The organism is Kitasatospora sp. RG8 (genome assembly GCF_017813315.1).
Taxonomy (GTDB): Bacteria; Actinomycetota; Actinomycetes; order Streptomycetales; family Streptomycetaceae; genus Kitasatospora.
This window is the reverse complement of record NZ_JAGIYX010000012.1, coordinates 125,238-148,478: the sequence shown is the minus strand read 5'-3', so window position 1 is coordinate 148,478 and position 23,241 is coordinate 125,238. Positions and strand designations below refer to the sequence as shown.

The following is a 23,241-nucleotide window of genomic DNA, read 5'->3' as shown; positions in this document are numbered from 1 at the left end:
GGCTCAGGACTCCTTCAACAGGACGGCCGTGCCGGAGGCACCGGTCGCTCCCCGACTGTAGCGGGGGTGGATCAGACCCACGCAGGAGTACGGCAGGTCGTCCACCTCCTCGACGGGGACGCCGCGTTGGGCGGCGAGCAGGCGGACGTGGTCGAGGTCGGCACCGGCGCCGCGGCGGGCCAGCACCCGCCAGGGGACGCGGCGCAGCATGACCCGGGTGGTCTCGCCGACGCCGGGCTTCACCAGGTTGACGTTGTCGATGCCGTACTCGGCGCTGATCCGCTCGACGGCCGCCCAGCCGGCCCAGTCCGGCGTGCGGTCCTCGGCCGCGAGCCTGGCCGCGGCGCCGGCGGCCTCCTCCCGGACGTCGGCGAAGTGGTCGGCGACGGTGTCCAGGAAGGCCTCGGAGACGTCCCCGCCGGCCAGGTCGGTGTAGTGCTTGGCTCCGTGGAAGTCGTCCGGGCCGATCAGGTCGGCGCGCAGCACGGTACGCGAAATCAGGCCGGAGACCGTGGAGTTGAGGCAGGCGGACGGGATCAGGAAGTCGTCCCGGGTGCCGTAGGTGCGTACGCAGCGGCCGGGGTCGGCGAGGACGGCCAGCTCGGGGTTGAAGGCGGAACCGGCCAGGGCCTCGGCGAGTTCGCGGGTGATCGCGCCCTTGCCGGTCCAGCCGTCGACGAACACGACGTCGGGGGCGTGGTGGTGGGCGTCCAGGTAGCGCAGGGCGACCGGGTCGATGCCGCGGCCCCGGATGATCGAGACGGCGTAGTGCGGGGTGTCCAGGCCGTGCGCGAAGGCGAGCCAGCGCCGGATCAGGACACCGACCGGGGTCCCGGCGCGGGCCAGCGAGGCGAGCACCAGGCCGCGGCCGCGCTCGCGCACCAGCGTCTCGGCGACGGTGCCGACCGCGAGCGCGATCCTGCGGGCGGAGACCCGCAGGGCCTGGTGGAAGAGCTCCTGGTACTCGGGGCTGGGCTGGTACTCGACCGGCAGCGACTCGGCGTAGTGGGCTCCGCCGCTCTGGACGGCCTCCTCCCGCTCCTCGGTGGGGGCCTCCAACGCGACGTCGGAGAGGTCCTTGAGCAGCCAGGCCACCTCGTCCGGGCGGTAGGAGGAGAACCCGGGGCCGTGCAGCGGGCTGGGCAGTCCAGCCGCCGAGCCGGGCAGACCAGCCGCCGGGCCGGCCGGAGGGGTGCCCGCCGGGCCGGCCGGGGGGGCGCCCGTGGGGCCGACCGCCGGGCCGGCCGAAGGAACGGCCGCCGGACGGGACGGACGGGACGGACGGTGCGACGGCAGGACGGCGAGCACCACCCGGTCGGTGACCTGCCGCAGCTGCGTCAGCAGGGCCCGCTCGCCCTCGTGCAGGGCGGGGGTGTCGGCGACGTCGTCGACCACCAGCACGACGGCGTCGAAGCGGCGGGCCGGGTCGGCGCCGGGGGCGACGTTGTAGGCGAAGCGCTCTCGCGGGGCGGAGTCGTCCGGGTCGTCGTGGGCGGGGAAGGCCAGCCGGGTGCGGATGGCGTAGCCGGGGTCGTCCACGGCGAGGACGGGCGAGCGGGTGGTGGTGGAGTAGCGGACGCGCTCGCCACCGTCGGGCAGGAGGTCCGCGAGGGCGCCGGCCAGGCGCAGCGGCGCGTACATCAGTTCCTCGAAGCCCAGCACCAGCACGCGCCCGCCGTCCCCGACGGGCTCCAGCGCCTCCGCCAGCCGGGCTGCCAGGTCCGGCAGCGCGGCTTCGAGACGGCCGCGGTGCTCGGCGGTGAAGCCGTGCCGGCCGCCGTCCGGGAGGCCCGCGGGCCAGTCCAGGGCGGCCCGGACCAGCGGGGCGGGCGCGGCGGGCGGCAGCGCCGGGGCCGGGCCGGCCTCGGCGATCAGGCGCTCGGCGCGGTCCAGGATGTCGGCGGGCAGCTCGACGCCACCGCTGGCGGCGGCCACCAGGTCGAGGCGGGTGCCGAGTTCGGCGGCGGTGTCGGCCAGCCGTCGGCGGTCGGCCTCGTCGCGCAGGTCGACCAGGGCCACCACGACGTAGTGGCCGCGCGGGTTGGTGCCGTGCAGCTCGCGGATGGTGTTGAGCACCGTGTTGCCGGTGGAGAACTCGTCGTCGACCAGGACCAGCGGGCCGTCCCCGGCGAGCAGCGCGGGGTCGGCGGGCAGCAGCAGGTGGGAGGTGGCGTGCGAGTGCTCCTCCTCGAAGCCGCCGACCGGGGCCACCCCGTCCACCGCACGCCGGGTGGAGTGCAGGTAGGGGGCGTCCAGGCCGTCGGCGACGCTGTGGCCGAGCCCGGTCGCGGTCTCGGCGTAGCCGAGCACGACGGCACGCGCGGCCGCGTCCTCGCCGAGCAGCTCGCGGACCCGGCGGCCGAGGTCGAGGCCGGAGCCGTGCACCACCGACGGTCGCTGCGGAACGTGCTTGCCGAGCACGGTGGAGACCAGCAGGTGGGCGCGCTTGCGGTTCTCACGCAGGGCCAGGCCGACCAGTTCGGGGAGCCGGTCGGAGCCGGTGAGGCCGACGCCGGCCCGGTCCGCCACCCAGCGGCCGGTCCACTCTTGCTGTGCTGTCACTACTGGTCCTGCCTTCGATGGTGCGAGTCGTGCGGGTTGCTTCGGGTCCGACGGGTCGTCCGGCTCGTGCAGATCATGCGGGCCGTACGGGTCGTGCGGGCCGTTCCGTCCGGACGGGCCACTCGGGCCACTCGGGTCGTCCGGGCCGTGCGGTGCTGCGGACGGGTACTGCGGGTTGGGCCGGCCGGGACGGGTGGCGCGGGCACGGCGGGTACCGTCCTCAGCCACAGAGGCAGGCCGAGAGCAGCTCCGCGAAGCTGACGTCCTCCCGGGCCACCCCGAACACCTCGGCGCGCAGCAGCACCCGCTCCGCCCAGGCCCGGTGGGGCTTGGCCTCGTTCATCTTGTTGGTGTACGCCGAACGCAGCACCCCGCCGCCGTGGCGCTCCCGGTCGAGGATGTCCCGGGCGTCGGAGTACTCCTCGTGCGTGACCACCGAGAGGGCGTGCACGGCGGGGACGTGGCTCGGGTGGATGCAGGTCTTGCCGAGCAGGCCGTTGGCCCGGTCCAGCTCGAACTCGCGGATCAGGCCGTCCAGGTCGTGCTCGATGATCCGCTGCCGGACGGCCTCCCCGGAGGGCTCGGCCTCGGCGAACGGGGTGCGGCGCAGCTGGGGCTTGAACATCCGCTCCTGGACCGGGAAGTACTCCCAGACCGGCCCGGTCACGGTGAACCCGGTGCCGTCGGCCCGGCCGAGCACGTTGACCACGTCCCCGATCACGGCCGCGACCAGGGCCACGTCGTACGCGGTCAGGTCGGGCGAGCGGCGCAGGCCGTACGCGGAGCAGAGGTCGGTGACGCCGAGGCGGACGGCGAGGACGCGTCCGCGGTACTTGTCGAGCAGCCGGGCGATGCCGAAGAGCTGCTCGCGGCGGGTCTCCAGGTGGGCGAGCTCGGGGGACTCCAGGACCGGCATCGCGAAGAGCCGGCGGCCGGTGGCGGCCTCGGCGGCGGCGAGGGCCTCCAGGTACGCGCCGCCGTTCTCGTCGGTGAACTTCGGCAGCACGAAACCGGTGAGCAGCCCGATCGCCGGGCCGAGCCGGCCGGCGAGGTCGGTGATCTGGGAGGCGGTGCGCACTCGGATGAAGAGAAGGGGCAGGTCCTGTGTGCAACCGGTGGAGATATGAGCGGCTTCCGGGGTATCCCGGGGGGCGACCCCGAAGGCCTCCGCACCCCCGCCCGACCGCTCGCCGGACTGCCCGCCCGACCGCTCGCGGGACAGCTCGCCCGCCAGCTCGTGGGACTGCTCGCGGGACAGCTCGCCGAGCTGCGCGACCAGGTTGGCCTCCGCCGCGGTCACCTCGTGGTCGGCGATCGAGTCCTCCAGGCAGAGCACCATCGAGACCACGCCCCGGGCCGCCTGCTTGCGGATGTCCGCCCCCAGGGTGGGCCTGGTGGCCGGGCTGTAGAGGGTCGCACCGAGCGCGGTGGCCAGCACGTCCGCCTCGCTGTCCGGGGAGAAGGCCCGGGGCTGTTCGAGGAAGAGCCGGCCGCGTACGTCGTCGGCGAGGTGGCCGAAATGGCGCATGGTGCTCTCCTCAGGGGTTGCGGCCGCCGGTCTGGGCGGGTGCGAAAGGACTCGACGGGTGCGAAAAGGCTCGGCGGGGGCGGCGGGACTCGGGCAGGCGCGAAAGGGCTCGGCGGGTGAGGCGGGGCTCAGCGGATGAGACGGGATGCTCGGGCAGGCAACCCGGGCGGGTGGGCGGTGCGGTGCCCGGGTGCGCCGGGGCGGTCGGGCAGGGGGCGGGCGGCGGCGGTCTGGCTCGGGGCGGGGCGGGCGGAGGGGGGCGAGCTGGATACAGGACGCCGGGGCGGAGGGGGCGGTCGGACCCGGCCCCGGAGTGCGGGGCCTCACCATGGTTAACCGACCCGCCAGGCACAGTCGTTCCCGGGCTCGCGCGTCTGACACCCCCCTGCCGGACCCCCCGGAGGCCCCTGGCCGCCAATCGTACGGACGACTTCCGGTCGAATGTGGTTCCGAAACATCGAATTCTCGGAAGGTTACCCTCCGCTTCACAAAGCGCAAGCGTTGGCAAAGTCCCACCGTTTCACCACCTTCGGTCACGTTGTCCGAAGGGGTGGCGAACAGGCAGGATGGTCGGCTATGACGCACGTGATGGCCAAGGGCGCCAACATCGCACTGCCGGTGGCGGCGGTCCGCGCCGTGCTGCGCTGGAGCGCCACGCCCGGTGCGCCGGACGTGGACGCTTCCGCGCTGCTGCTCGGCGCGGACGGCAGGGTCCGTTCGGATGCAGACTTCGTCTTCTACAACCAGCCGCGCCACCCCACCGGTCTGGTGCGCCATCTGCCCAAGCAGCAGACGTCCGGCGGCACCGAGATCGCCGACACCGTCGAGGTCGAGATCGGCAAGCTGCCACCCGAGGTGGACCGGGTGGTACTGGCCGGTTCCTCCGAGGGCGGTTCGTTCCGCTCGGTGACCGGGCTGCGGGTACTGCTCTTCGACGCCGCCGGCGGCGAGGGCGCGCCGGCGCTCGCCGAGTTCGCGATCCCGGAGGCCGACGACGTCACCGCGCTCGTCGCGGGCGAGCTCTACCGCCGGGCCGGATCCTGGAAGTTCCGGGCCGTCGGCCAGGGGTACGCCTCGGGGCTGATCGGCCTGGCGACCGACTTCGGCATCACCGTCGAGGACGACGCGGCCGCCTCCGTGGCCGCGGGGTCCGCCGCTCCGGCCGCCCCCGCGGTGGACCCTCGCACCGCGGTACCGGACCCGCGGCCGGCCGGCCGGGCCGAGCCCGGCACGTTCACCCTGGCCCCGGCCGTCCCCCAGCCGCCCACGGCGGCACCGGCCGTGCCCGCCAACACGCCCCCGCCGCCGACGGCCCCGCCCACCATGCCGCCGACCGTCCCACCGGCGCCACCGGCTCCCCCGACCCGGCAGCCGGCGTACGGCTACCCCCAGCCGGCCCCGCAGCACGCCGCACCGCAGCAGCAGGGGGGTTACGGCTACCCGCCGCAGGCCCCGCGCTCCGGATACGGCTACCCGCAGCCGCAGCCCTACCCCCAGCCCCAGCAGGCGCCCAACCAGCCGCCTCCCGGCTACGGCTACCCCCAGCAACCGCAGGCCCCGCAGCAGCCCCAGCAGGCCGGCGGCTACGGCTACCCCCAGCCGAACACCGGCCCACAGCCCCAGCAGCCCCCGGCCGCCACCGAGGAGTTCGCACTGCCGCCGCAGGGCCCGCAGTTCCAGCCGCGCTGAGCACCGGGTCCGGCCGGGGCAACCGCCCCGGTCACCCGGCCCTCCGGCCCTCCGGCCACCCGTGACGACACCCGACGCGCCAGCGCCCCCGCGCCCGTGACACCCGGCGCCCCGGCGCGCCCGTACCAGCACCCGGCGTGCCGGCGCACGACGGCACAACCGCGCCCCTGCCCGCCCCGACGCGCCCCCGCCCGCCCCCGTCTGCCTGCCTGAGCCCCGCCTACGCCCCTACTCCGGCCCCGAAGGGCCCGAGGACCCCGAAGCGCCCTTGTACCCGCGCTGCCACTGCATCCCGAAGCCGTAAAGCCGGTCGATGTCCGCCTGGAACCCGTTGACGTACCGCACCTCGCGCCGGACCGTCAGCGTGTTGTCCCCGGTGTTCTCGATCAGCACCACCGCGCACGAGCGCGCCGCCGCGGCCCGCTCCTCCAGCTTGATCTCGATGCGCGGGCCGGTCTGCGGCACGATCGTCACCACCGCGTTGGCCTGCTCGAACGCGGGCGTGCCGTCGTAGATGTAGACGAAGATCAGCAGCCGCTTGAACTGGTCCTTCTTCTCCAGGTTGACGTACATCGTCTCCCCGGAGGGCGCCCCGTACTGATCGTCGCCGCTGAGCTTGATGTAGGGGACCCGCTGGAGGTCGCCGAAGAGGCCGCCGAGCGGCTGGACCACGCCGCGGCTGCCGTCGGAGAGCTCGTACAGGCAGGCCAGGTCGAGGTCGACGTTGACCTGCGCCGCCTGCTGGGAGTCCGGCTCCATCGGGCTGAGGATGCGCGGGCTGAACAAACGCTTGAGGGTGTCCCGGCCGGACGGGCGCGGGGCTCCTATCCGGGTGGTCCAGTGCAGGTTGACGTAGAGGTAACCGGTGGTGGCCGCAGCCCCGGTGATCGCGTGCTGCGGCGTCGACTTGGTGAGCGTGACCTTGTGCTGCCCGCCCGGGTCGAGGGTGTTCCGCTCCCCGCGCAGGTACTCCCAAATCGAGGCCATCCCAGTCCTCCCCCTGGTACCGCCAGTCGATCTGACGGACCACCGCTCCATGATCGGGCATCAGCCCGCCCGCCGGGTAGCCGAACTTCCCAACCGGCGGGCTCGCTACCCGTCCCCATACCCCGAACACCGGCGGGCACCACCGGCGGGCACCACCGGGGAGCCCGCCGACGACCGGCACCGGCGGGTCGGTTGACCGGTCGAAGCTCCCCTCCCGTAACATGCCGCCCCTTCGGACGCGATATCGTCTAGCCGCACAGGTGTCCCGTCCGCCCCCTTGCCCGGGTGGGACGGGCGCGCCGAGAGCAACGACGCACCGTCAGGCCCGGTCCCGGGGAGGGAACCTGACCGCCTGTGTCCATGTGCCCCCTGTCCCCTGCGGAAACCCGAGGCCCGACCCGCAATGAACCTGACCTCCATACAGCTGGTCTGGACCGTCATCGGCGGCGCAGCCCTGCTGTTCACCGCCATCCTGGTGGCGACGCTGCGCTTCAAGAACACCGGCAAGACCGAGGACTCGGGCGACTCCTGGGAGCGCAGCGAGGAGCGCCGTCGGCGCAAGGAGATGATCTACGGGATCTCCTCCTACGTCCTGCTGTTCTGCTGCGCCGGCGTCGCGGCCGCGCTGTCGTTCCACGGCCTGGTGGGCTTCGGCAAGGAGAACCTGGGTCTCTCCAACGGCTGGGAGTACCTCGTCCCGTTCGGCCTGGACGGCGCGGCGATGTTCTGCTCGGTGCTCGCCGTGCGCGAGGCCAGCCACGGTGACGCGGCGCTCGGTTCGCGCCTGCTGGTCTGGGTCTTCGCGATCGCCTCGGCCTGGTTCAACTGGGTCCACGCCCCGCGCGGCGTGTCGCACGACGGCGCCCCGCAGTTCTTCTCCGGCATGTCGATCTCGGCCGCGATCCTGTTCGACCGGGCGCTGAAGCAGACCCGCAAGGCCGCGCTCCGCGAGCAGGGCCTCGTGCCGCGCCCGCTGCCGCAGATCCGCATCGTGCGCTGGCTGCGCGCCCCCCGCGAGACCTACGCGGCCTGGTCGCTGATGCTGCTGGAGAACGTCCGCAGCCTGGACGAGGCGGTCGAGGAGGTGCGCGAGGAGCGCCAGGCCAAGGAGGCCGCCAAGCTGCGTGCCCGTAGCGCCGACCGCCGCGAGCGCGCCGAGCTCAAGGCCATCTCCCGCCAGGGCGGCATGCTCGCCCGGGCCCGTGGTGGCCGCCAGGTGCCCGCGCTCACCGCTGCCGGCGACGGCCCGAGCGCTACGGAGCCTGCCCTAGCCGCTGACGCCGACGCCACCACCCAGAACGCCGCCTCCTCGCTGGAGCCCGCCCCGCTGAGCGCCCTGGAGACCGGCCGCCGCCCGCGCGCCGCCGTCGGATCCTCGTCGCTCAGGTCCTCGTCGCTCGGCTCGTCCTCCTCGGGTTCCTCCTACGACTCGGGCTCCTCCTTCGGCTCGGGTTCCTCCTACGACTCGGGCTCCTCGTACGGCTCCTCCTCCTCGTTCGGTTCCTCCGACGAGTCGTACCGCAGCAGCAGCTCCTCGTCCTCGTCCTACCGCAGCTCGTCCATCGACCTGACGGCCGACGACGACACCCTGTCGATGCCCAAGCTGGACTCGCTGGAGCGCAAGCTGCGCGCCATCGAGCAGCAGCTGGGCTAGCCACCGGGGGCAGCGCCCCGAGAACGCCGAACGGCCGCCCCCTTCTCACCGAAGGGGGCGGCCGTTCCGTTTCCGCCGTGGCGCCACCGGGCACCGCGGGCGGACCTGCCGCAACCGGCTCTGCTACGTGCCGGTCCTGCTACTTACCGGTGCTGACCAGCTCCCGTTCCTCGCCCCCGCCCGCGGCGGCCTCGCGGCGGTTGCGGAGGATGGACGAACCGAGCGCGAGGCCGATGAAGGCCACGCCGATCAGGCCGGTGACGATCTCCGGGATGTGGTACTCGATGCCGACCAGCAGGATCACCGAGAGCGCGCCGATCGCGTAGTGCGCGCCGTGCTCCAGGTAGACGTAGTCGTCCAGGGTGCCCTTGCGGACCAGGAAGACGGTCAGCGAACGGATGTACATCGCGCCGATGCCGAGGCCCAGGGTGATCTGGAAGATGTCGCTGGAGATGGCGAACGCGCCGACGACGCCGTCGAAGGAGAACGACGCGTCCAGGACCTCCAGGTACATGAAGAGGAAGAACGCCGCCTTCCCGCCGACCTGGACGATGGACTTGCCGGTCTTCTCGGCTTCCTCCTCCTTCTCGGCCTCCTCCTCCAGGCCCGCCTCGAAGACCGAGGAGAGGCCGTTCACGGAGAGGTAGGTGACCAGGCCGAGCACACCGGCGAGCAGCACCGTCTCGGCGTGCTCACCCGCGAAGAAGTTGGACGCCAGCAGCAGCGTGACCAGCGCGACGACCGTCGAGAAGGCGTCCAGCTTGCCGACCTTCTCCAGCGGACGCTCGATCCAGGCCAGCCAGTTGTAGTCCTTCTCCTCGAAGATGAAGTCGAGGAAGATCATCAGCAGGAAGACGCCGCCGAAGGCCGCGATGGCCGGGTTGGCGGCCTCCAGGTACTGGGCGTACGTCAGGCCTTCGTAGGTCTTGTCCGAGTGCAGCGCCAGGTCGATGACCGTGGCCGGGCTGAGGTGTGCGGTGAGGCCGACCACCAGCAGGGGGAAGATCAGCCGCATGCCGAAGACGGCGATCAGCACACCGACGGTGAGGAAGATCTTCTGCCAGTACGGGTTCATCCGCTTCAACACCGTGGCGTTGACCACCGCGTTGTCGAACGACAGGGAGATCTCCAGGACGGAGAGGATCAGCACAATGCCGAATCCCTCGGCTCCCCAGAGCAGGCCGGCTGCGATCAGCCCGATGACGGTGATCGCGAATGACCAGCCGAATGTGCGGAGGAACACGGGACTTGGTTACCTTTCGAGTTCATGGCGCCCCCTGCGGCGAATGCGCCGCGGGCGGGTATCGCGCCTTTACTGTACGTTTACGCCGAAATCGAGGGCAATGCCGCGCAGGCCCGAGGCGTAACCCTGGCCCACCGCCCGGAACTTCCACTCCCCCGCGTAGCGGTACAGCTCGCCGAAGATCATCGCGGTCTCGCTGGACGCGTCCTCGGTCAGGTCGTAGCGCGCGATCTCCTGTCCGTCCACGGAGTTGACCACGCGGATGTACGCGTTGCGCACCTGGCCGAAGTTCTGCAGCCGCGACTCGGCGTCGTAGATCGACACCGGGAAGACCACCTTGTCCACCTGCGGCGGGACGAGGTCCAGGTTGACCAGCACGACCTCGTCGTCGCCGTCGCCGTCACCGGTGAGGTTGTCGCCGGTGTGCTCGACCGAGCCCTCGGGGCTCTTCAGGTTGTTGTAGAAGACGAAGTACTCGTCGCCGAGCACCCGCCCTCCCGAGCAGAGCAGCGCACTGGCGTCGAGGTCGAACGGCGCCCCGGTGGTCGAGCGGGCATCCCAGCCGAGCCCGACCTGCACCTGCGTCAGGTTCGGCGCGGCCTTGGTGAGCGAGACGTTTCCACCCTTGGCGAGCGTGACACTCATCGCTGTCCTTCCTCCCTTTGCCTCCGGGGCGCATCTCAGGTCTATTCCCCCGTGGCCCCGCCCGGCCTCTTCCGGCCGGCTGAACTTCCTGAACTCCTATCCTTCCAGTGCGCCGGGACAACGCGAAGCCGGGGCGGCCGCCGACGCCATGCGTCCGCGGCCGCCCCGGCCGGTGGTGCTCCGTCAGGCCGCCAGGGCCTGCCGCCAGGCTCAGACGTTGACGCCGAAGTCCTGGGCGATGCCGCGCAGGCCGGAGGCGTAGCCCTGGCCGATGGCGCGGAACTTCCACTCGGCGCCGTTGCGGTAGAGCTCGCCGAAGACCATCGCGGTCTCGGTGGAGGCGTCCTCGGAGAGGTCGTACCGGGCCAGCTCCTTGTTGTCGGCCTGGTTCACCACGCGGATGAACGCGTTGCGGACCTGGCCGAAGTTCTGGGTCCGGTTCTCGGCGTCGTAGATGGAGACCGGGAAGACGATCTTGGACACGTCCGCCGGGACGGTGGCCAGGTTGACCTTGATCTGCTCGTCGTCGCCCTCGCCCTCACCGGTCAGGTTGTCGCCGGTGTGCTCGACCGAGCCGTCGGGGCTCTTCAGGTTGTTGAAGAAGACGAAGTTGCCGTCCGTGCCGACCTTGCCCTGGTCGTTGCAGAGCAGGGCGCTGGCGTCCAGGTCGAAGTCCGTGCCGGTGGTGGTACGGACGTCCCAGCCGAGGCCGACGACCACGGCGGTCAGGCCGGGGGCCTCCTTGGTGAGCGAGACATTGCCGCCCTTGCTCAGGCTGACACCCACTTGTCCTCCAAGATTCGGGAGGCACTCCGTGGTGCCCCCGTGGTGCGGTCCGAGACACCGGCGGCGGTTGCCCCCGGCCCTCTGACCAGCCAACGGACCGATCGTAGTGCGGGGTTCCCGTCCTGGGCAGGGAACGGGACCGGCGTGGCTGTTCGAATCTCGGCCGGGCCGGTCCCGCGCGGGCGGGGAGGGGGGCCTCAGAGCGAGCCGAGGACCTTCAGGTACTCCTGCTCGTCACGGGCGTCCGGCAGGTCGTTGACGACGCTCCAGCGGACCGTGCCGGCCTTGTCGATCACGAAGGTGCCGCGGACGGCGCAGCCCTTCTGCTCGTCGAGGACGCCGTAGGCGCGGGCGACCTCGCCGTGCGGCCAGAAGTCGGAGAGCAGCGGGAACTCCAGGCCCTCCTGCTCGGCGAAGACGCGCTGGGTGAACGGCGAGTCGCTGGAGACGCCGAGCACCTGCACGTCGTCGTTCTGCAGCCGCGGCAGTTCCTTCTGGATCGCGCCGAGCTCGCCGGTGCAGACCCCGGTGAAGGCGAACGGGTAGAAGACCAGGACGACGTTCTGCCCGCCCCGGAAGTCGGAGAGCCTGACCGGCTCGCCGTGCTGGTTCCTCAGCTCGAAGTCCGGGGCCTCGGTGCCGACCTCGATGGCCATGGGTGGGACCTTTCTGACGCGACCGGGCCGCGCAGCGGGCGCGGCGGTCGCCATTTTCGCATCCGTTGACACCGGTTCGGCCGGACGGGTGAGGCCGCCGGCCTGCCGGGCGGACGCGTTCGCCCTGAGCGAACGCACCTCCCCCGCGAAAGCCGGGTCGGATCAGGGCGGACCGGGGCGCACCAGGGCCGGCCGGAAGCAGGCCGGGAACGGGGCCGGACGGGGCGGCGAAAACGGCCGGACCCCGCCGGAGTCTCCTCCGACGGGGTCCGACCCCGGTCCGCGGCTCAGGCCCCGGACCGGTTCGTCGGGGCGCTCAGCGCTTGCCCGCCTTCGTCGCCTTGGTCGCCAGGCGGGTGGCGGCCCAGTCCTTGGCGATCGCGATCGAGCTGGTCTGGGAGAGGCCGGCGGTCCGGGCCGCGTCGGCGATGTCCGAGGCCTCGATGTGGCCGTCGCGGCCGGTCTTGGGCGTCAGCAGCCAGATGAGGCCGCCCTCGGCCAGGTACTCCAGGGCGTCGACGAGGGCGTCGGTCAGATCCCCGTCGTCGTCGCGGTGCCACAGCAGGACGGCGTCGGCGACGTCGTCGTAGTCCTCGTCGACGAGATCCGTCCCGGTGAGCTCCTCGATTCCTTCGCGGAGTTCCTGGTCAGTGTCGTCGTCGTACCCCAGCTCCTGGATGATCTGGCCCGCCTCGAAAGCGAGACGGTGCGCCGGGTTGGACTTGTCCGCGGGGTCCGCGGTCGCGCTCACGGGAATAACCTCCAGTATTTGGCCCGGCATCCATGCCGAGGCTGTGGCCGTAGTCCACACGGGCGCGGCGGTTCGCGCAAGTACCCGACCCCCGATCCCCTCCAAAGGTTGACGTGTCGCAGGGGGACACGCCGGTCGAGGTGTCGCGAATCACACCGATTTGCCCTTCTCTGCGTGGGACAAGGATGCTTCGGGTGGTCCCGGTCCACAGGCCGTACGCGTGCCCGAGATGCGAACGGCATTCGGGTCCGCGCGTGCGCGGGCGTAGAGTCTCCTGTTGGCCCTCACCCCGACCGCCCGCCATCGGGCGGCCGGGCAACCAGGTCGGACCACCTCTGTTCGTAACACCCGGTGGTGCGCGGCACAGGCAACAGCGCCTGTTCCGCACGCCGCCAGACCGTACCGCCCACCAGGCGGAACGGTTACCGATCGGTAGAGATGACGGATCTCCGAGCGCGGTAGCACGATGGAGGCGGCGCGACACACCTCAGTTTCGACCGACAGTGAAGGAACAGCGTGGCTTCCGGATCCGATCGCAACCCGATCATCATTGGCGGCCTTCCGAGTCAGGTCCCGGACTTCGATCCCGAGGAGACCGCGGAATGGCTGGAGTCGCTCGACGCGGCCATCGACGAGCGGGGGCGCGAGCGTGCCCGCTACCTGATGCTCCGCCTGATCGAGCGCGCCCGCGAGAAGCGTGTCGCCGTACCCGAGATGCGCAGCACGGACTACGTCAACACCATCGCCACCAAGGACGAGCCCTTCTTCCCCGGTAACGAGGAGATCGAGCGCAAGGTCCTCAACGCCACCCGTTGGAACGCGGCCGTCATGGTTTCGCGCGCCCAGCGCCCGGGCATCGGCGTGGGCGGTCACATCGCCACCTTCGCCTCCTCCGCGTCGCTCTACGACGTCGGCTTCAACTACTTCTTCCGCGGCAAGGACGCCGAGGGCGAGTCCGGTGACCAGATCTTCTTCCAGGGTCACGCCTCCCCCGGCATCTACGCCCGCGCCTTCCTCCTGGACCGGCTGACCGAGCAGCAGCTCGACGCCTTCCGCCAGGAGAAGTCGAAGGCCCCGTACGGCCTCTCCAGCTACCCGCACCCGCGGCTGATGCCGGACTTCTGGGAGTTCCCGACCGTCTCGATGGGCCTCGGCCCGCTCGGCGCGATCTACCAGGCCCGGATGAACCGGTACCTGGAGCACCGCGGCATCAAGGACACCTCCCAGTCGCACGTCTACGCCTTCCTCGGCGACGGCGAGATGGACGAGCCGGAGTCGCTCGGCCAGCTGTCGCTCGCCGCGCGCGAGGGCCTGGACAACCTGACCTTCGTGGTCAACTGCAACCTGCAGCGCCTGGACGGCCCGGTCCGCGGCAACGGCAAGATCATCCAGGAGCTGGAGTCGCAGTTCCGCGGCGCCGGCTGGAACGTGATCAAGCTCGTCTGGGACCGCAGCTGGGACCCGCTGCTCGCGCAGGACCGCGACGGCGTCCTGGTGAACAAGCTGAACACCACGGTGGACGGCCAGTTCCAGACCTACGCCACCGAGACCGGCGCGTACATCCGCGAGAACTTCTTCGGCGGCGACCTGCGGCTGCGCAAGATGGTCGAGAACATGACCGACCAGCAGATCCAGCACCTGGGTCGCGGCGGTCACGACCACGCCAAGGTGTACGCGGCGTTCAAGGCCGCCCGCGAGCACAAGGGCCAGCCGACGGTCATCCTCGCCCAGACGGTCAAGGGCTGGACGCTCGGCCCCAACTTCGAGGGCCGCAACGCGACCCACCAGATGAAGAAGCTGACGGTCGAGGACCTCAAGCGCTTCCGCGACCGCCTGCACATCCCGATCACGGACAAGCAGCTGGAGGAGGGCTACCCGCCCTACTACCACCCGGGCCGTGACTCGGAGGAGATCCAGTACATGCACGACCGCCGCAAGGAGCTGGGCGGCTACGTGCCGACCCGCAAGGTGCGGCCGCGGCAGCTGGAGCTCCCGGGCGACGACGCGTACAAGGCGGTCAAGAAGGGCTCCGGCAACCAGACCATCGCCACCACCATGGCGTTCGTCCGGGTGCTCAAGGACCTGATGCGCGACAAGGGCATCGGCAACCGCTTCGTGCCGATCGCACCGGACGAGTACCGCACCTTCGGCATGGACTCGCTCTTCCCGTCGGCGAAGATCTACAACCCGCTCGGCCAGACCTACGAGTCGGTCGACCGCGAGCTGCTGCTGGCGTACAAGGAGTCGCCGACCGGGCAGATGCTGCACGACGGCATCTCCGAGGCCGGCTGCACCGCCTCGCTGATCGCCGCGGGTTCGTCCTACGCGACCCACGGCGAGCCGCTGATCCCGGTGTACGTCTTCTACTCGATGTTCGGGTTCCAGCGCACCGGCGACCAGTTCTGGCAGATGGCCGACCAGCTGGCCCGCGGGTTCGTGATCGGCGCCACCGCCGGCCGCACCACGCTGACCGGTGAGGGCCTGCAGCACGCCGACGGCCACTCGCAGCTGCTGGCCTCGACCAACCCGGGCGTCGTCGCGTACGACCCGGCGTACGGCTTCGAGATCGCGCACATCGTCCAGGACGGCCTGCGGCGGATGTACGGCTCGTCGGCGGAGCACCCGCACGGCGAGGACGTCTTCTACTACATGACCGTCTACAACGAGCCGATCAAGATGCCGGCCGAGCCGGAGAACGTCGACGTCGAGGGCATCCTCAAGGGTCTGTACCGGTACGCCCCCGGCGCCGCCGGCCAGATCCCGGCCCAGATCCTCGCCTCCGGCGTGGCGGTGCCGTGGGCCCTGGAGGCCCAGCGCATCCTCGCCGAGGAGTGGAACGTCAAGGCCGACGTCTGGTCCGCGACCTCCTGGAACGAGCTGCGCCGCGACGCGGTGGAGACCGAGGAGTTCAACCTCCTGCACCCCGAGGAGCAGCAGCGCGTCCCGTACGTGACGCAGAAGCTCCAGGGCGCCGAGGGCCCGTTCGTCGCCGTCTCCGACTGGATGCGCGCCGTGCCGGACCAGATCTCGCGCTGGGTGCCGGGCCAGTACCAGTCGCTGGGCGCCGACGGCTTCGGCTTCGCCGACACCCGTGGCGCGGCCCGTCGCTTCTTCCACATCGACGCCCAGTCGGTCGTCCTCGCCGTGCTCACCGAGCTCGCCAAGCAGGGCAAGATCGACCGCAGCGCCCTGAAGGACGCGATCGACCGCTACCAGCTGCTCGACGTGGCGGCGGCCGACCCGGGCGCCGCCGGCGGCGACGCCTGACAGCCGTCTGAAGGCCGCTGAGGGCCGGACCTCCCCACCCGGGGGGTCCGGCCCTTCGCCGTTCCCGGGCCCGCCCCGGACCGGCCCGGCGGGCCCGGGAGAACGGGAGCGGCCCCGGACTCCGCCGAGTCCGGGGCCGCCGTCGGGCGCGCGGTGGATCAGATGTGCACGGCGGGGCCGGCGTCCGTGGCACCGCGGCGGGTGAGGAGGCCGAGGAGGGCGGCGGCGAAGGCCACCACCGAGGCGACCGCGAAGGCGAGCGACATGCCGCTGACGAAGGAGTCGTGGACGGCGCCGGCCATCGCGTCGACGGCCTGCTGCGGGGTGCCGGCCGGGGCGGGCGGGGCGATGCCGAGCTGGGCCGCCTGGTTGAGGCCCTCGGCCTGGGCGCCCTCGACCGGCGGCAGGCCGGCCTCGGCCCAGTTCCCGGGCAGCACGTCGGTGACCCTCGCGGCCATCAGCGCACCCAGGACGGCGGTGCCCAGGCTGCCGCCGACCTGCATGGCGGCCTGCTGGAGGCCGCCCGCCACGCCGGAGAGCTCCAGCGGGGCGTTGCCGACGATCACCTCGGTGGCGCCGACCATGACCGGGCTGATGCCCAGGCCCATCAGCACGAACCAGAGCGACATCACGCCGGTGCCGGAGCCCGCGTCCAGGGTGGACATGCCGAACATCGCGGTGGTCGTGATCAGCATGCCGGCCACGATCGGGATCCGCGGGCCCAGCTTGCCGATGGCCAGGCCCGCGAGCGGCGAACCGACGATCATCATGCCGGTCATCGGCAGCAGGTGGACGCCGGCCGAGACGGGCGACATCCCGTGGACGTTCTGCAGGTAGAAGGTCACGAAGAAGATCGCGCCGAAGAACGAGAACGCCATCAGCACCATCAGCAGGGTGCCGGCCGACAGGGGCAGCGAGCGGAACAGGCTGAGCGGGATCAGCGGCTCGCGGGCCTTGCCCTGCCAGAGCGCGAAGAGCGCCATCAGGACCACCGCCCCGCCGAGGAGCAGGACGGTGCGGGTGTCGCCCCAGCCCCACTCGGGGGCCTTGATGATGCCGAAGACCAGCGCGAACATCGCCACCGAGAGCAGCACGATGCCGGGGACGTCGAAGGACTTGGCCGCGTTCTCGGCCCGGACGTCCTTGAGGATCCAGACGCCCAGGGCCAGCGCGATCAGGCCGACCGGGATGTTGATGAAGAACACCGACTCCCAGTTGACGTGCTCGACCAGCAGGCCGCCGACGATCGGGCCGGCCGCGGTGGAGGCGCCGATCACGCCGCCCCAGATGCCGATCGCCATGTTGAGCCGCTCGGCCGGGAACGCCCCGCGCAGCAGGCCGAGCGCGGCCGGCTGGAGCAGCGCGCCGAACAGGCCCTGGAGGACGCGGAAGGCGATCACCGTCTGGATGTTGGTGGCGAAGCCGATCGCGGCCGAGGTGGCGGCGAAGCCGACCGCGCCGACCAGGAAGGTCGTCTTGTGGCCGAACCGGTCGCCGATCTTGCCGGCGGTGATCAGGAAGACCGCCAGGGCGAGCAGGTACCCGCTGGTGACCCACTGGATCTCAGAGGGCGCGGCCTTGAGGTCGGCCTGGATGACGGGGTTGGCGATCGCGACGATCGTCCCGTCCAGGGCGACCATCATCACGCCGACGGCGACGGTCAGCAGGGTCAGCCAGGGGTGCCCCTGGAGGCGCCTCCCGGCCGGGGGCTTGCGCTGCGGCGGGACGTCCGCCTCGGCGCTCTTGACGACGGACTGGCTCATCTGGGCCCTCCGGGGGCATGGCGGTGGGACTGGCATGGGCGTGGCGCCCCGGCCACCCGTCCCCACGAGTTACCCGGCCGTCGGGCGCCACGCTCGGAGATTATGTCAGTGACTGCCATTCGGCAAACACTGACTTGTGCCAATAGCTGACTGATGTCCCGAACTGTCTCATGTTGTTCGCTGACATTTGTCAGACCGCTACAGTTGTGCCCCTGCACCTCAGCCGCACCCACCGCCCGGAAGGCCCCGCCATGGCCGCTCAGCCCCAGCCCGCCGCCCCCGCCCCGGCGGCCGGACGACCCGCCGGACGCGACGGGACCGCCGACGGCACCGGCCCGGGCCTGCGCGAGCGCAAGAAGCAGCAGACCCGGGACGCCCTGATCGAGGCCGCCCACCGGCTCTTCCTGAGCCAGGGCTTCACCCGGACGACCGTGGACGAGATCGCCGCCGCCGTCGACGTCTCCCAGCGGACCTTCTTCCGCTACTTCGCCAACAAGGACGAGGTCGCGCTCGCCGTCCTGGCCGACGCCGAGGACTACTTCATCGACCAGCTGCGCCGGCGCCCCGCCGAGGAGAACCCGATCCAGGCGCTGCGGGCCGCCATCGTGGAGTCCTGGCGCGAGCTCGGCTCCCCGCTGCACACCGGCCCGGGCTCGGTCACCAGCGCGCTGGAGCTGATCGCGATGATCGAGGAGTCGCCCACCCTGCTCGCCGCCCACCTGTGCCGGGTCACCGAGCAGGAACGGGTGGTGGCCCAGGTGATCGCCGCCCGCGAGGGACTGGATCCGGCCGAGGACCTGCGCCCCACGGTGGTCGCCGCGGTCTTCGGCAGCGTGCTGCGCGCGGCCCACCTTTCCTGGACCGCCGACCAGGAGGAGTCCGGCCCGGACGGCATGATCGCCCTGATCGGTCGTTACTTCGACCAGCTGGGGCCGGCGTTGGCCGGCGACTGGCGCAGCTGAGGCCCCGTGTCATACCGGGGTACTACGGCCGGATCCAGCCCCTGGTAGCACGCCGCGGCTCCCCGCCCCGCCTACGCTGACGGGATGATCGATCCGACCACCGAACCGGCCCGGGGCGGCGGCCGGCCGCCCGCCGTGCCCGCCCTGCTGGCACTGCTCGCCCCGCTCACCCGCCCCTCCGCCGACCACACCCCGCTGCTGGCCCACGTCGCCCGCCCCTGGATCCGCTACCTGCCCTACGTCTTCGCGGTGGCGGCGATCTCCTCGCTGCTGCCCAGCTCGATCAACGTCCTCAGCAGCGACTACGGGCTCAACGGCGGCCTGGCCGCGGGGCTCGCCGTCGCGCAGACCGTGCCGCTGCTGCTGGCGGTGAGCCGCCCGCTGCCCGCCTGGTGGATCATCGGCGGCGCCGAACTGCTCACCTCCCTGCTGATCCTCACCACCGGGAGGGAGACCTCCTCCGTCTGGCCCTGGCCCGCCACCAGCCTGGTGGGCTACCTCTTCCTGATGCTGCCGCTCGCACTCCGCGAACCCCGGCGCACCCTGGTCTCCGTCTGGCTGGTCACCGGTGCCACCAGCCTCCTGCTGTCGGCGATCGCCGGCAGCCGGTTCGGCGGCGACAACACCCTGCTGCTGGCGGCTCTCTCCGGTGTCGTGCTGGTACTCGGCGGGGCCCTGCGCGAACGGGCCGAGGCCCAACGGCTGCTCGCCGAGCAGGAGCACATCAGCGAGGCCGAGCGCGAGCGGCGCACCCTGCTGGAGGAACGCGCCCGGATCGCCCGTGAGCTGCACGACGTGGTCGCCCACCACATGTCGGTGATCGCCGTGCAGGCGGCCAGCGCCCCGTACCGGATTCCCGAGGTCCCGGCGGCGGCCGCCGAGGAGTTCTCCGCCGTCGCCGGCACCGCCCGCGAGTCGCTCGCCGAGATGCGGCGGCTGCTGGGCGTGCTGCGCAGCGAGGAGTCGGCCGCCGAGAAGGCTCCGCAGCCGGGGGTCGGGCAACTGGCCCAGCTGGTCGAGACGGTGGGGCGGGCCGGGGTGCCGGCCGAGCTGGTCACGCCGCCCCAGCTGGCCGGCACCCTCCCCCCGGCGGTCGACCTCTCCGTCTACCGGATCGTGCAGGAGGCACTGGCCAACGTCGTGCGGCACGCGCCGGGCGCCCAGACGTGGGTCTCGCTGGCCGTCGACGACCAGGGCCTGAAGGTCACCGTGGTGAACGGCGCCCCGCCGGCGCGCACCGAGTCGCTGGAGGCCTCGGCCGAGGGGACCGGCCAGGGCCTTGTCGGAATGCGCGAACGCGTACGGCTGCTGGATGGCAGGCTGGACACCGGCCCGCTGCCCGACGGCGGCTTCAAGGTGGCCGCCGTCCTGCCGCTCGACACCCCCGGGGGGAAACCCGCATGACCATCCGCGTGATCATCGTCGACGACCAGGCGATGGTGAGGGCCGGCTTCGCCGCCCTGCTGAACGCCCAGAGCGACATCGACGTGGTCGGCGACGCGGCGGACGGCGCGCAGGCCCTGGAGGTGAGCGGCGCCTCCCACCCCGACGTGGTGCTGATGGACGTCCGGATGCCCGGCATGGACGGCCTGGAGGCGGCCCGCCGGCTGCTCGACCCGGCCGTCCCCGGCGCCCACCGCCCGAAGGTGCTGATGCTCACCACCTTCGACGTGGACGACTACGTGTACGAGGCGCTGCGTGCCGGGGCGAGCGGCTTCCTGCTCAAGGACGCGCCCCCGGCCGACCTCATCGCCGCCGTCCGGGTCGTCGCGGCCGGCGAGGCGCTGCTCGCCCCCTCGGTGACGCGCCGGCTCATCGAGGAGTTCGCCCGGAACAAGCCGGCCAGGCGCCGCGACCCCAAGGTGCGGCTCAACGGCCTGACCCCGCGGGAGACGGAGGTCCTGGAGCTGATCGCCCGCGGCCTCTCCAACCAGGAGATCGCCGCCGGGCTGGTGCTCGCCGAACAGACCGTCAAGACCCACATCGGCCGCATCCTCGCCAAGCTCGGCCTGCGCGACCGCGCCCAGGCGGTGGTCCTCGCCTACGAGTCCGGACTGGTGACGCCGGGCCAGTGAACCAGGTCGTGTGATACCCGGGTAGTACCCGGGAGTTGGCCCCGCGGTGTGACGAACGCGGGGCCGTCGTATTTCTACCTTCCTCTCCGTCGAGACCGAACGGACGAGGAGAGAACGAGATGCGGCAGCCGCGCACCCACCACAGGCCCCGGCGGTTCCGGCGGGCGGTCGCCGCCGCCGCGGTGGCGCTGGCCGCCGTCCTGGGCGCGGGCGGCTGGTCCGCCGACACCCAGCAGGCGGTCACCGGGCCGCCGCCCGGCAGCGCGGCCTGGGTCGCGGACACCACCCTGGGCCTGCGGCTGCCCGACCCGGCGACCGCCTCCCCCGCCGAGGTCGCCGCTTTCTTCGAGCGGCTGCCCGCCGCCCAGCAGGACGCGCTCGCCGTCCGCCACCCGCTGGTGACCGGCAACCTGGACGGCGCCCCCGTCCGGCTCCGCTACCGGGCCAACGCGCTGGCGCTGGCCGGGGAGCGCGACCGCCAGCTGGCCCGCGCCGCCGACCCGGCACTCACCCCGCAGGACCACGCCGCCGCCCGCGACCGCGCCGAGCGCTACCGCACGCTGCTGGACGGCGGCCGGCAGATCCTCGCCTTCGACCCGCGCGGCCGCGGCCAGGTCGCCGAGGTCTACGGCGACCTGGCCACCGCCCGCCGGACGGCCGTGATCGTCCCCGGCTCCGACGTCGACCTGCACGACTACGACCGGCAGGGCGATCCGTACGGCGCCCCGGCCGGGATGGCCCGGGCCCTGTACGAGGCCACCAACCGGGAGAGCGCCGTGATCGCCTGGGCCGGCTACACCACCCCGGTCGGCGTCGGCCCGGACGCCGCCACCGAGACGCTCGCCCACGCCGGGGCGCAGCGGCTGTCCCGGCTGCTCGACGGCCTCGCCGTCTCCTCCGCCCCCGCGGCACCCGCCACCGTGTTCTGCCACAGCTACGGCTCGGTGGTCTGCGGGCTGGCCGGGCTCGGACCGCAGCAGACCTCCGGCGTGGTGGTGCTCGGCTCCCCCGGGATGGGCGTCGGCTCGGCGGCCGAGCTCGATCCCCGGGTGCCGCTCTGGGCCGTCGAGCGCAACGGCTCCGACTGGATCGGCAACGTGCCCAACGTCTCGCTCCTGGGCCTCGGCCACGGCGCCGACCCGACCGCCCCCGGCTTCGGCGCCCGCCCGCTCCCGGCCACCGGATCCCACGGCCACGCCGGCTACCTCGTCCCCGGCACCGCCTCGTTGGCGGCCTGCGCCGCCGTCGCCCTCGGCCGCTGAAGCCGCCGCACCCGCTGCAACCGCTAACCGGCGAGGCCGCGCAACACCGACGCGACCCACCCCGCACCACACCGCCACCCCGCCACCCCCGCCACCCCCGCCGCCCCGCGAACGGAGACCCGCCATGGCCCACCCCCTCACCGCCCTGCGCCGCGCCGCCGACCAGATCGACGCCCGCACCCCCGAGACCCGCGACCGCGCCCTGGACGGCCTGCGCGCAATCGCCCTGCTCGCGGTGCCGTTCGGGCACTGGATGCTCGGCGGCTTCACCCTCTCCGCCGACGGCGCGCTGCACAACGCCAGCCCGCTCGGCTCGCTCGGCTTCCTCGCCCCGGCCAGCTGGGTGCTCCAGATGCTCGGCGTCTTCTTCCTCGTCGGCGGCCACTCCTCGGTCCGCTCGCTGGAACGGGCCCGGGCCAAGGGGGGCGGGTACGCGGGCTGGCTGCGCGGGCGCGCCGTCCGGTTGCTGCGCCCGGTGCTCGGGGTGACGGCCGTCTGGGCGCTGCTGATCCCGGTGCTGGACCGGCTCGGCGTCCCGGGCGACACCGTCCGGACCGGCTCGGTGCTGGTGGTCCAACCGCTCTGGTACATCGGTGTCTACCTGGGGCTGACCGCGCTCACCCCGCTCTGCGTCGCCGCCGCCCGGCGGCTGCGCGGCTGGTCGGCCGGGATCCTGGCCGCCGTGGTCGCCGTGGTCGACCTGCTCCGGTACGGCCCCTGGGCCGAGGCGGTGCCGTCCTGGGTCGGGCTGCTGAACATCCTGCCGGGCTGGCTCTTCGGCTACCAGCTGGGCGTGCTCTGGGCGCGGGGGCGGCTCGGCCGCCCGGCGGCGCGGCTGCTGCTGTTCGGCGGCGGCGCGCTGTTCGCCGTGCTGCTGCTGGTCTTCCACTACCCGGCGAGCATGGTCGGCGTGCCCGGCGCCGAGCGGACCAACTCGCACCCGCCGTCCCTGCTGGTGCTGGCGCTGGCCGCGCTGCAGTGCGGCGCCGCGGTGCTGCTGCGCGAACGGCTCGGCCGGCTGCTGAAGCGCCGTCCGATGCTCTGGCTCCCGGTGGTGGTGGTCAACCTCTCGGCGATGACGATCTTCTGCTGGCACCAGAGCGCGATGCTCGCCGTCGCCGTTCCCGGCGCGGCCGCCCTCGGCACGGTGCCCGGGCTGACCGGCGCCCCCGACTCGCTCGGCTGGGTGGCCGCCCGGCTGGCGCTGCTTCCGCTGTTCGGCGCCGTGCTGGTCGGCATCGGATGGTTCACCCGCCGCTTCGACGGCCCGTGGACGGCGTTCTCGCGCAGCTGGAAGGCGGCGGCCGGCGCCGCGGCCGCGCTGTTCGCCGCGTACGCGCTGGGCGTGGTCTGATCGGGCACCCGGCGACGGGGGCTGACGGGGCGTGAGCCGTTCGGGCGCACGCCCCGT

General features: G+C 72.6%; 17 protein-coding genes. 8 read left to right on the top strand and 9 right to left on the bottom strand.

The features are described 5' to 3' along the window. Nucleotides 1-3: 3 nt before the first annotated feature. Both J5Y04_RS19820 and J5Y04_RS19815 read right to left on the bottom strand, forming a co-directional pair. Complete coding sequence (locus J5Y04_RS19820) at nt 4-2,562, bottom strand: phosphoribosyltransferase (protein ID WP_209413409.1); 2,559 nt, start codon at nt 2,560-2,562, stop codon at nt 4-6. Nucleotides 2,563-2,782: 220 nt separating this feature from the next. Beyond that, complete coding sequence (locus J5Y04_RS19815; protein ID WP_209413408.1) at nt 2,783-4,090, bottom strand: HpcH/HpaI aldolase/citrate lyase family protein; 1,308 nt, start codon at nt 4,088-4,090, stop codon at nt 2,783-2,785. Between the two features lie 576 nt (nt 4,091-4,666). Here J5Y04_RS19815 and J5Y04_RS19810 point away from each other — a divergent pair. After that, the gene (locus J5Y04_RS19810; protein WP_209413407.1) at nt 4,667-5,779 is read left to right on the top strand and encodes a TerD family protein; all 1,113 of its coding nucleotides are present in this window, start codon (nt 4,667-4,669) and stop codon (nt 5,777-5,779) included. Nucleotides 5,780-6,007: 228 nt separating this feature from the next. Here J5Y04_RS19810 and J5Y04_RS19805 read toward each other — a convergent pair whose 3' ends face one another. After that, nucleotides 6,008-6,766 carry a Tellurium resistance gene (locus J5Y04_RS19805; protein ID WP_209413406.1) on the bottom strand — a complete coding sequence of 253 codons (759 nt, stop codon included), beginning with the start codon at nt 6,764-6,766 and terminating at the stop codon, nt 6,008-6,010. Nucleotides 6,767-7,169: 403 nt separating this feature from the next. Here J5Y04_RS19805 and J5Y04_RS19800 point away from each other — a divergent pair, with 403 nt between their 5' ends. After that, entirely contained in the window at nt 7,170-8,420 is a 1,251-nt protein-coding gene (locus tag J5Y04_RS19800) for a DUF2637 domain-containing protein (RefSeq protein ID WP_209413405.1), read from the top strand. A gap of 139 nt (nt 8,421-8,559) precedes the next feature. On the opposite strand, the gene J5Y04_RS19795 is transcribed toward J5Y04_RS19800, so the two are convergent. The 5 genes from J5Y04_RS19795 to J5Y04_RS19775 form a co-directional block, all read right to left on the bottom strand. Further along, nucleotides 8,560-9,663, bottom strand: a complete 1,104-nt coding sequence (locus J5Y04_RS19795) for a DUF475 domain-containing protein (protein ID WP_148645288.1) — start codon at nt 9,661-9,663, stop codon at nt 8,560-8,562. 69 nt (nt 9,664-9,732) lie between these two features. Next, on the bottom strand, nt 9,733-10,308 hold the full coding sequence (locus J5Y04_RS19790; RefSeq protein WP_209413404.1) for a TerD family protein: 576 nt from the start codon (nt 10,306-10,308) through the stop codon (nt 9,733-9,735). 210 nt (nt 10,309-10,518) lie between these two features. Continuing rightward, complete coding sequence (locus tag J5Y04_RS19785; protein ID WP_148645286.1) at nt 10,519-11,094, bottom strand: TerD family protein; 576 nt, start codon at nt 11,092-11,094, stop codon at nt 10,519-10,521. A 197-nt stretch (nt 11,095-11,291) separates the two neighbouring features. Then, nucleotides 11,292-11,750: a peroxiredoxin gene (locus J5Y04_RS19780; RefSeq protein WP_209413403.1), complete on the bottom strand. Its 459-nt coding sequence runs from the start codon at nt 11,748-11,750 to the stop codon at nt 11,292-11,294. Between the two features lie 316 nt (nt 11,751-12,066). Then, nucleotides 12,067-12,501, bottom strand: coding sequence for a DUF3052 domain-containing protein (locus J5Y04_RS19775; RefSeq protein ID WP_209413402.1), 435 nt, complete (start codon nt 12,499-12,501; stop codon nt 12,067-12,069). Nucleotides 12,502-13,017: 516 nt separating this feature from the next. Between J5Y04_RS19775 and aceE the strand changes: the two genes are divergently transcribed. Continuing rightward, a complete protein-coding gene (gene aceE, locus J5Y04_RS19770) occupies nt 13,018-15,768 on the top strand; it encodes a pyruvate dehydrogenase (acetyl-transferring), homodimeric type (protein ID WP_209413401.1) in 2,751 nt (916 codons plus the stop codon). Nucleotides 15,769-15,926: 158 nt separating this feature from the next. Here aceE and J5Y04_RS19765 read toward each other — a convergent pair whose 3' ends face one another. Further along, nucleotides 15,927-17,411 carry an MFS transporter gene (locus tag J5Y04_RS19765; protein WP_374106058.1) on the bottom strand — a complete coding sequence of 495 codons (1,485 nt, stop codon included), beginning with the start codon at nt 17,409-17,411 and terminating at the stop codon, nt 15,927-15,929. A gap of 371 nt (nt 17,412-17,782) precedes the next feature. Between J5Y04_RS19765 and J5Y04_RS19760 the strand changes: the two genes are divergently transcribed. The 5 genes from J5Y04_RS19760 to J5Y04_RS19740 all read left to right on the top strand — a co-directional run bounded on the left by J5Y04_RS19760 (nt 17,783) and on the right by J5Y04_RS19740 (nt 23,184). Then, on the top strand, nt 17,783-18,493 hold the full coding sequence (locus J5Y04_RS19760) for a TetR family transcriptional regulator (protein WP_209413399.1): 711 nt from the start codon (nt 17,783-17,785) through the stop codon (nt 18,491-18,493). 84 nt (nt 18,494-18,577) lie between these two features. Next, complete coding sequence (locus tag J5Y04_RS19755; RefSeq protein ID WP_209413398.1) at nt 18,578-19,897, top strand: sensor histidine kinase; 1,320 nt, start codon at nt 18,578-18,580, stop codon at nt 19,895-19,897. After that, the gene (locus J5Y04_RS19750) at nt 19,894-20,568 is read left to right on the top strand and encodes a response regulator transcription factor (RefSeq protein ID WP_209413397.1); all 675 of its coding nucleotides are present in this window, start codon (nt 19,894-19,896) and stop codon (nt 20,566-20,568) included. The genes J5Y04_RS19755 and J5Y04_RS19750 overlap by 4 nt, the downstream gene beginning before the upstream one ends. 119 nt (nt 20,569-20,687) lie before the next feature. Continuing rightward, nucleotides 20,688-21,830, top strand: coding sequence for an alpha/beta hydrolase (locus J5Y04_RS19745; protein ID WP_209413396.1), 1,143 nt, complete (start codon nt 20,688-20,690; stop codon nt 21,828-21,830). A 124-nt stretch (nt 21,831-21,954) separates the two neighbouring features. Beyond that, nucleotides 21,955-23,184, top strand: a complete 1,230-nt coding sequence (locus J5Y04_RS19740; RefSeq protein WP_209413395.1) for an acyltransferase — start codon at nt 21,955-21,957, stop codon at nt 23,182-23,184. The last annotated feature ends 57 nt before the right edge of the window (nt 23,185-23,241 follow it).

Excerpts from the sequence above, each read along its gene's own strand:
- J5Y04_RS19810 (WP_209413407.1), top strand. The coding sequence starts at position 4,667 with ATGACGCACGTGATGGCCAAGGGCGCCAACATCGCACTGCCGGTGGCG.
- J5Y04_RS19790 (WP_209413404.1), bottom strand. The coding sequence starts at position 10,308 with ATGAGTGTCACGCTCGCCAAGGGTGGAAACGTCTCGCTCACCAAGGCC.
- J5Y04_RS19745 (WP_209413396.1), top strand. The coding sequence starts at position 20,688 with ATGCGGCAGCCGCGCACCCACCACAGGCCCCGGCGGTTCCGGCGGGCG.
- J5Y04_RS19750 (WP_209413397.1), top strand. The coding sequence starts at position 19,894 with ATGACCATCCGCGTGATCATCGTCGACGACCAGGCGATGGTGAGGGCC.
- J5Y04_RS19765 (WP_374106058.1), bottom strand. The coding sequence starts at position 17,411 with ATGATGGTCGCCCTGGACGGGACGATCGTCGCGATCGCCAACCCCGTC.
- J5Y04_RS19760 (WP_209413399.1), top strand. The coding sequence starts at position 17,783 with ATGGCCGCTCAGCCCCAGCCCGCCGCCCCCGCCCCGGCGGCCGGACGA.
- J5Y04_RS19780 (WP_209413403.1), bottom strand. The coding sequence starts at position 11,750 with ATGGCCATCGAGGTCGGCACCGAGGCCCCGGACTTCGAGCTGAGGAAC.
- J5Y04_RS19805 (WP_209413406.1), bottom strand. The coding sequence starts at position 6,766 with ATGGCCTCGATTTGGGAGTACCTGCGCGGGGAGCGGAACACCCTCGAC.
- J5Y04_RS19755 (WP_209413398.1), top strand. The coding sequence starts at position 18,578 with ATGATCGATCCGACCACCGAACCGGCCCGGGGCGGCGGCCGGCCGCCC.
- J5Y04_RS19800 (WP_209413405.1), top strand. The coding sequence starts at position 7,170 with ATGAACCTGACCTCCATACAGCTGGTCTGGACCGTCATCGGCGGCGCA.
- J5Y04_RS19740 (WP_209413395.1), top strand. The coding sequence starts at position 21,955 with ATGGCCCACCCCCTCACCGCCCTGCGCCGCGCCGCCGACCAGATCGAC.
- J5Y04_RS19815 (WP_209413408.1), bottom strand. The coding sequence starts at position 4,090 with ATGCGCCATTTCGGCCACCTCGCCGACGACGTACGCGGCCGGCTCTTC.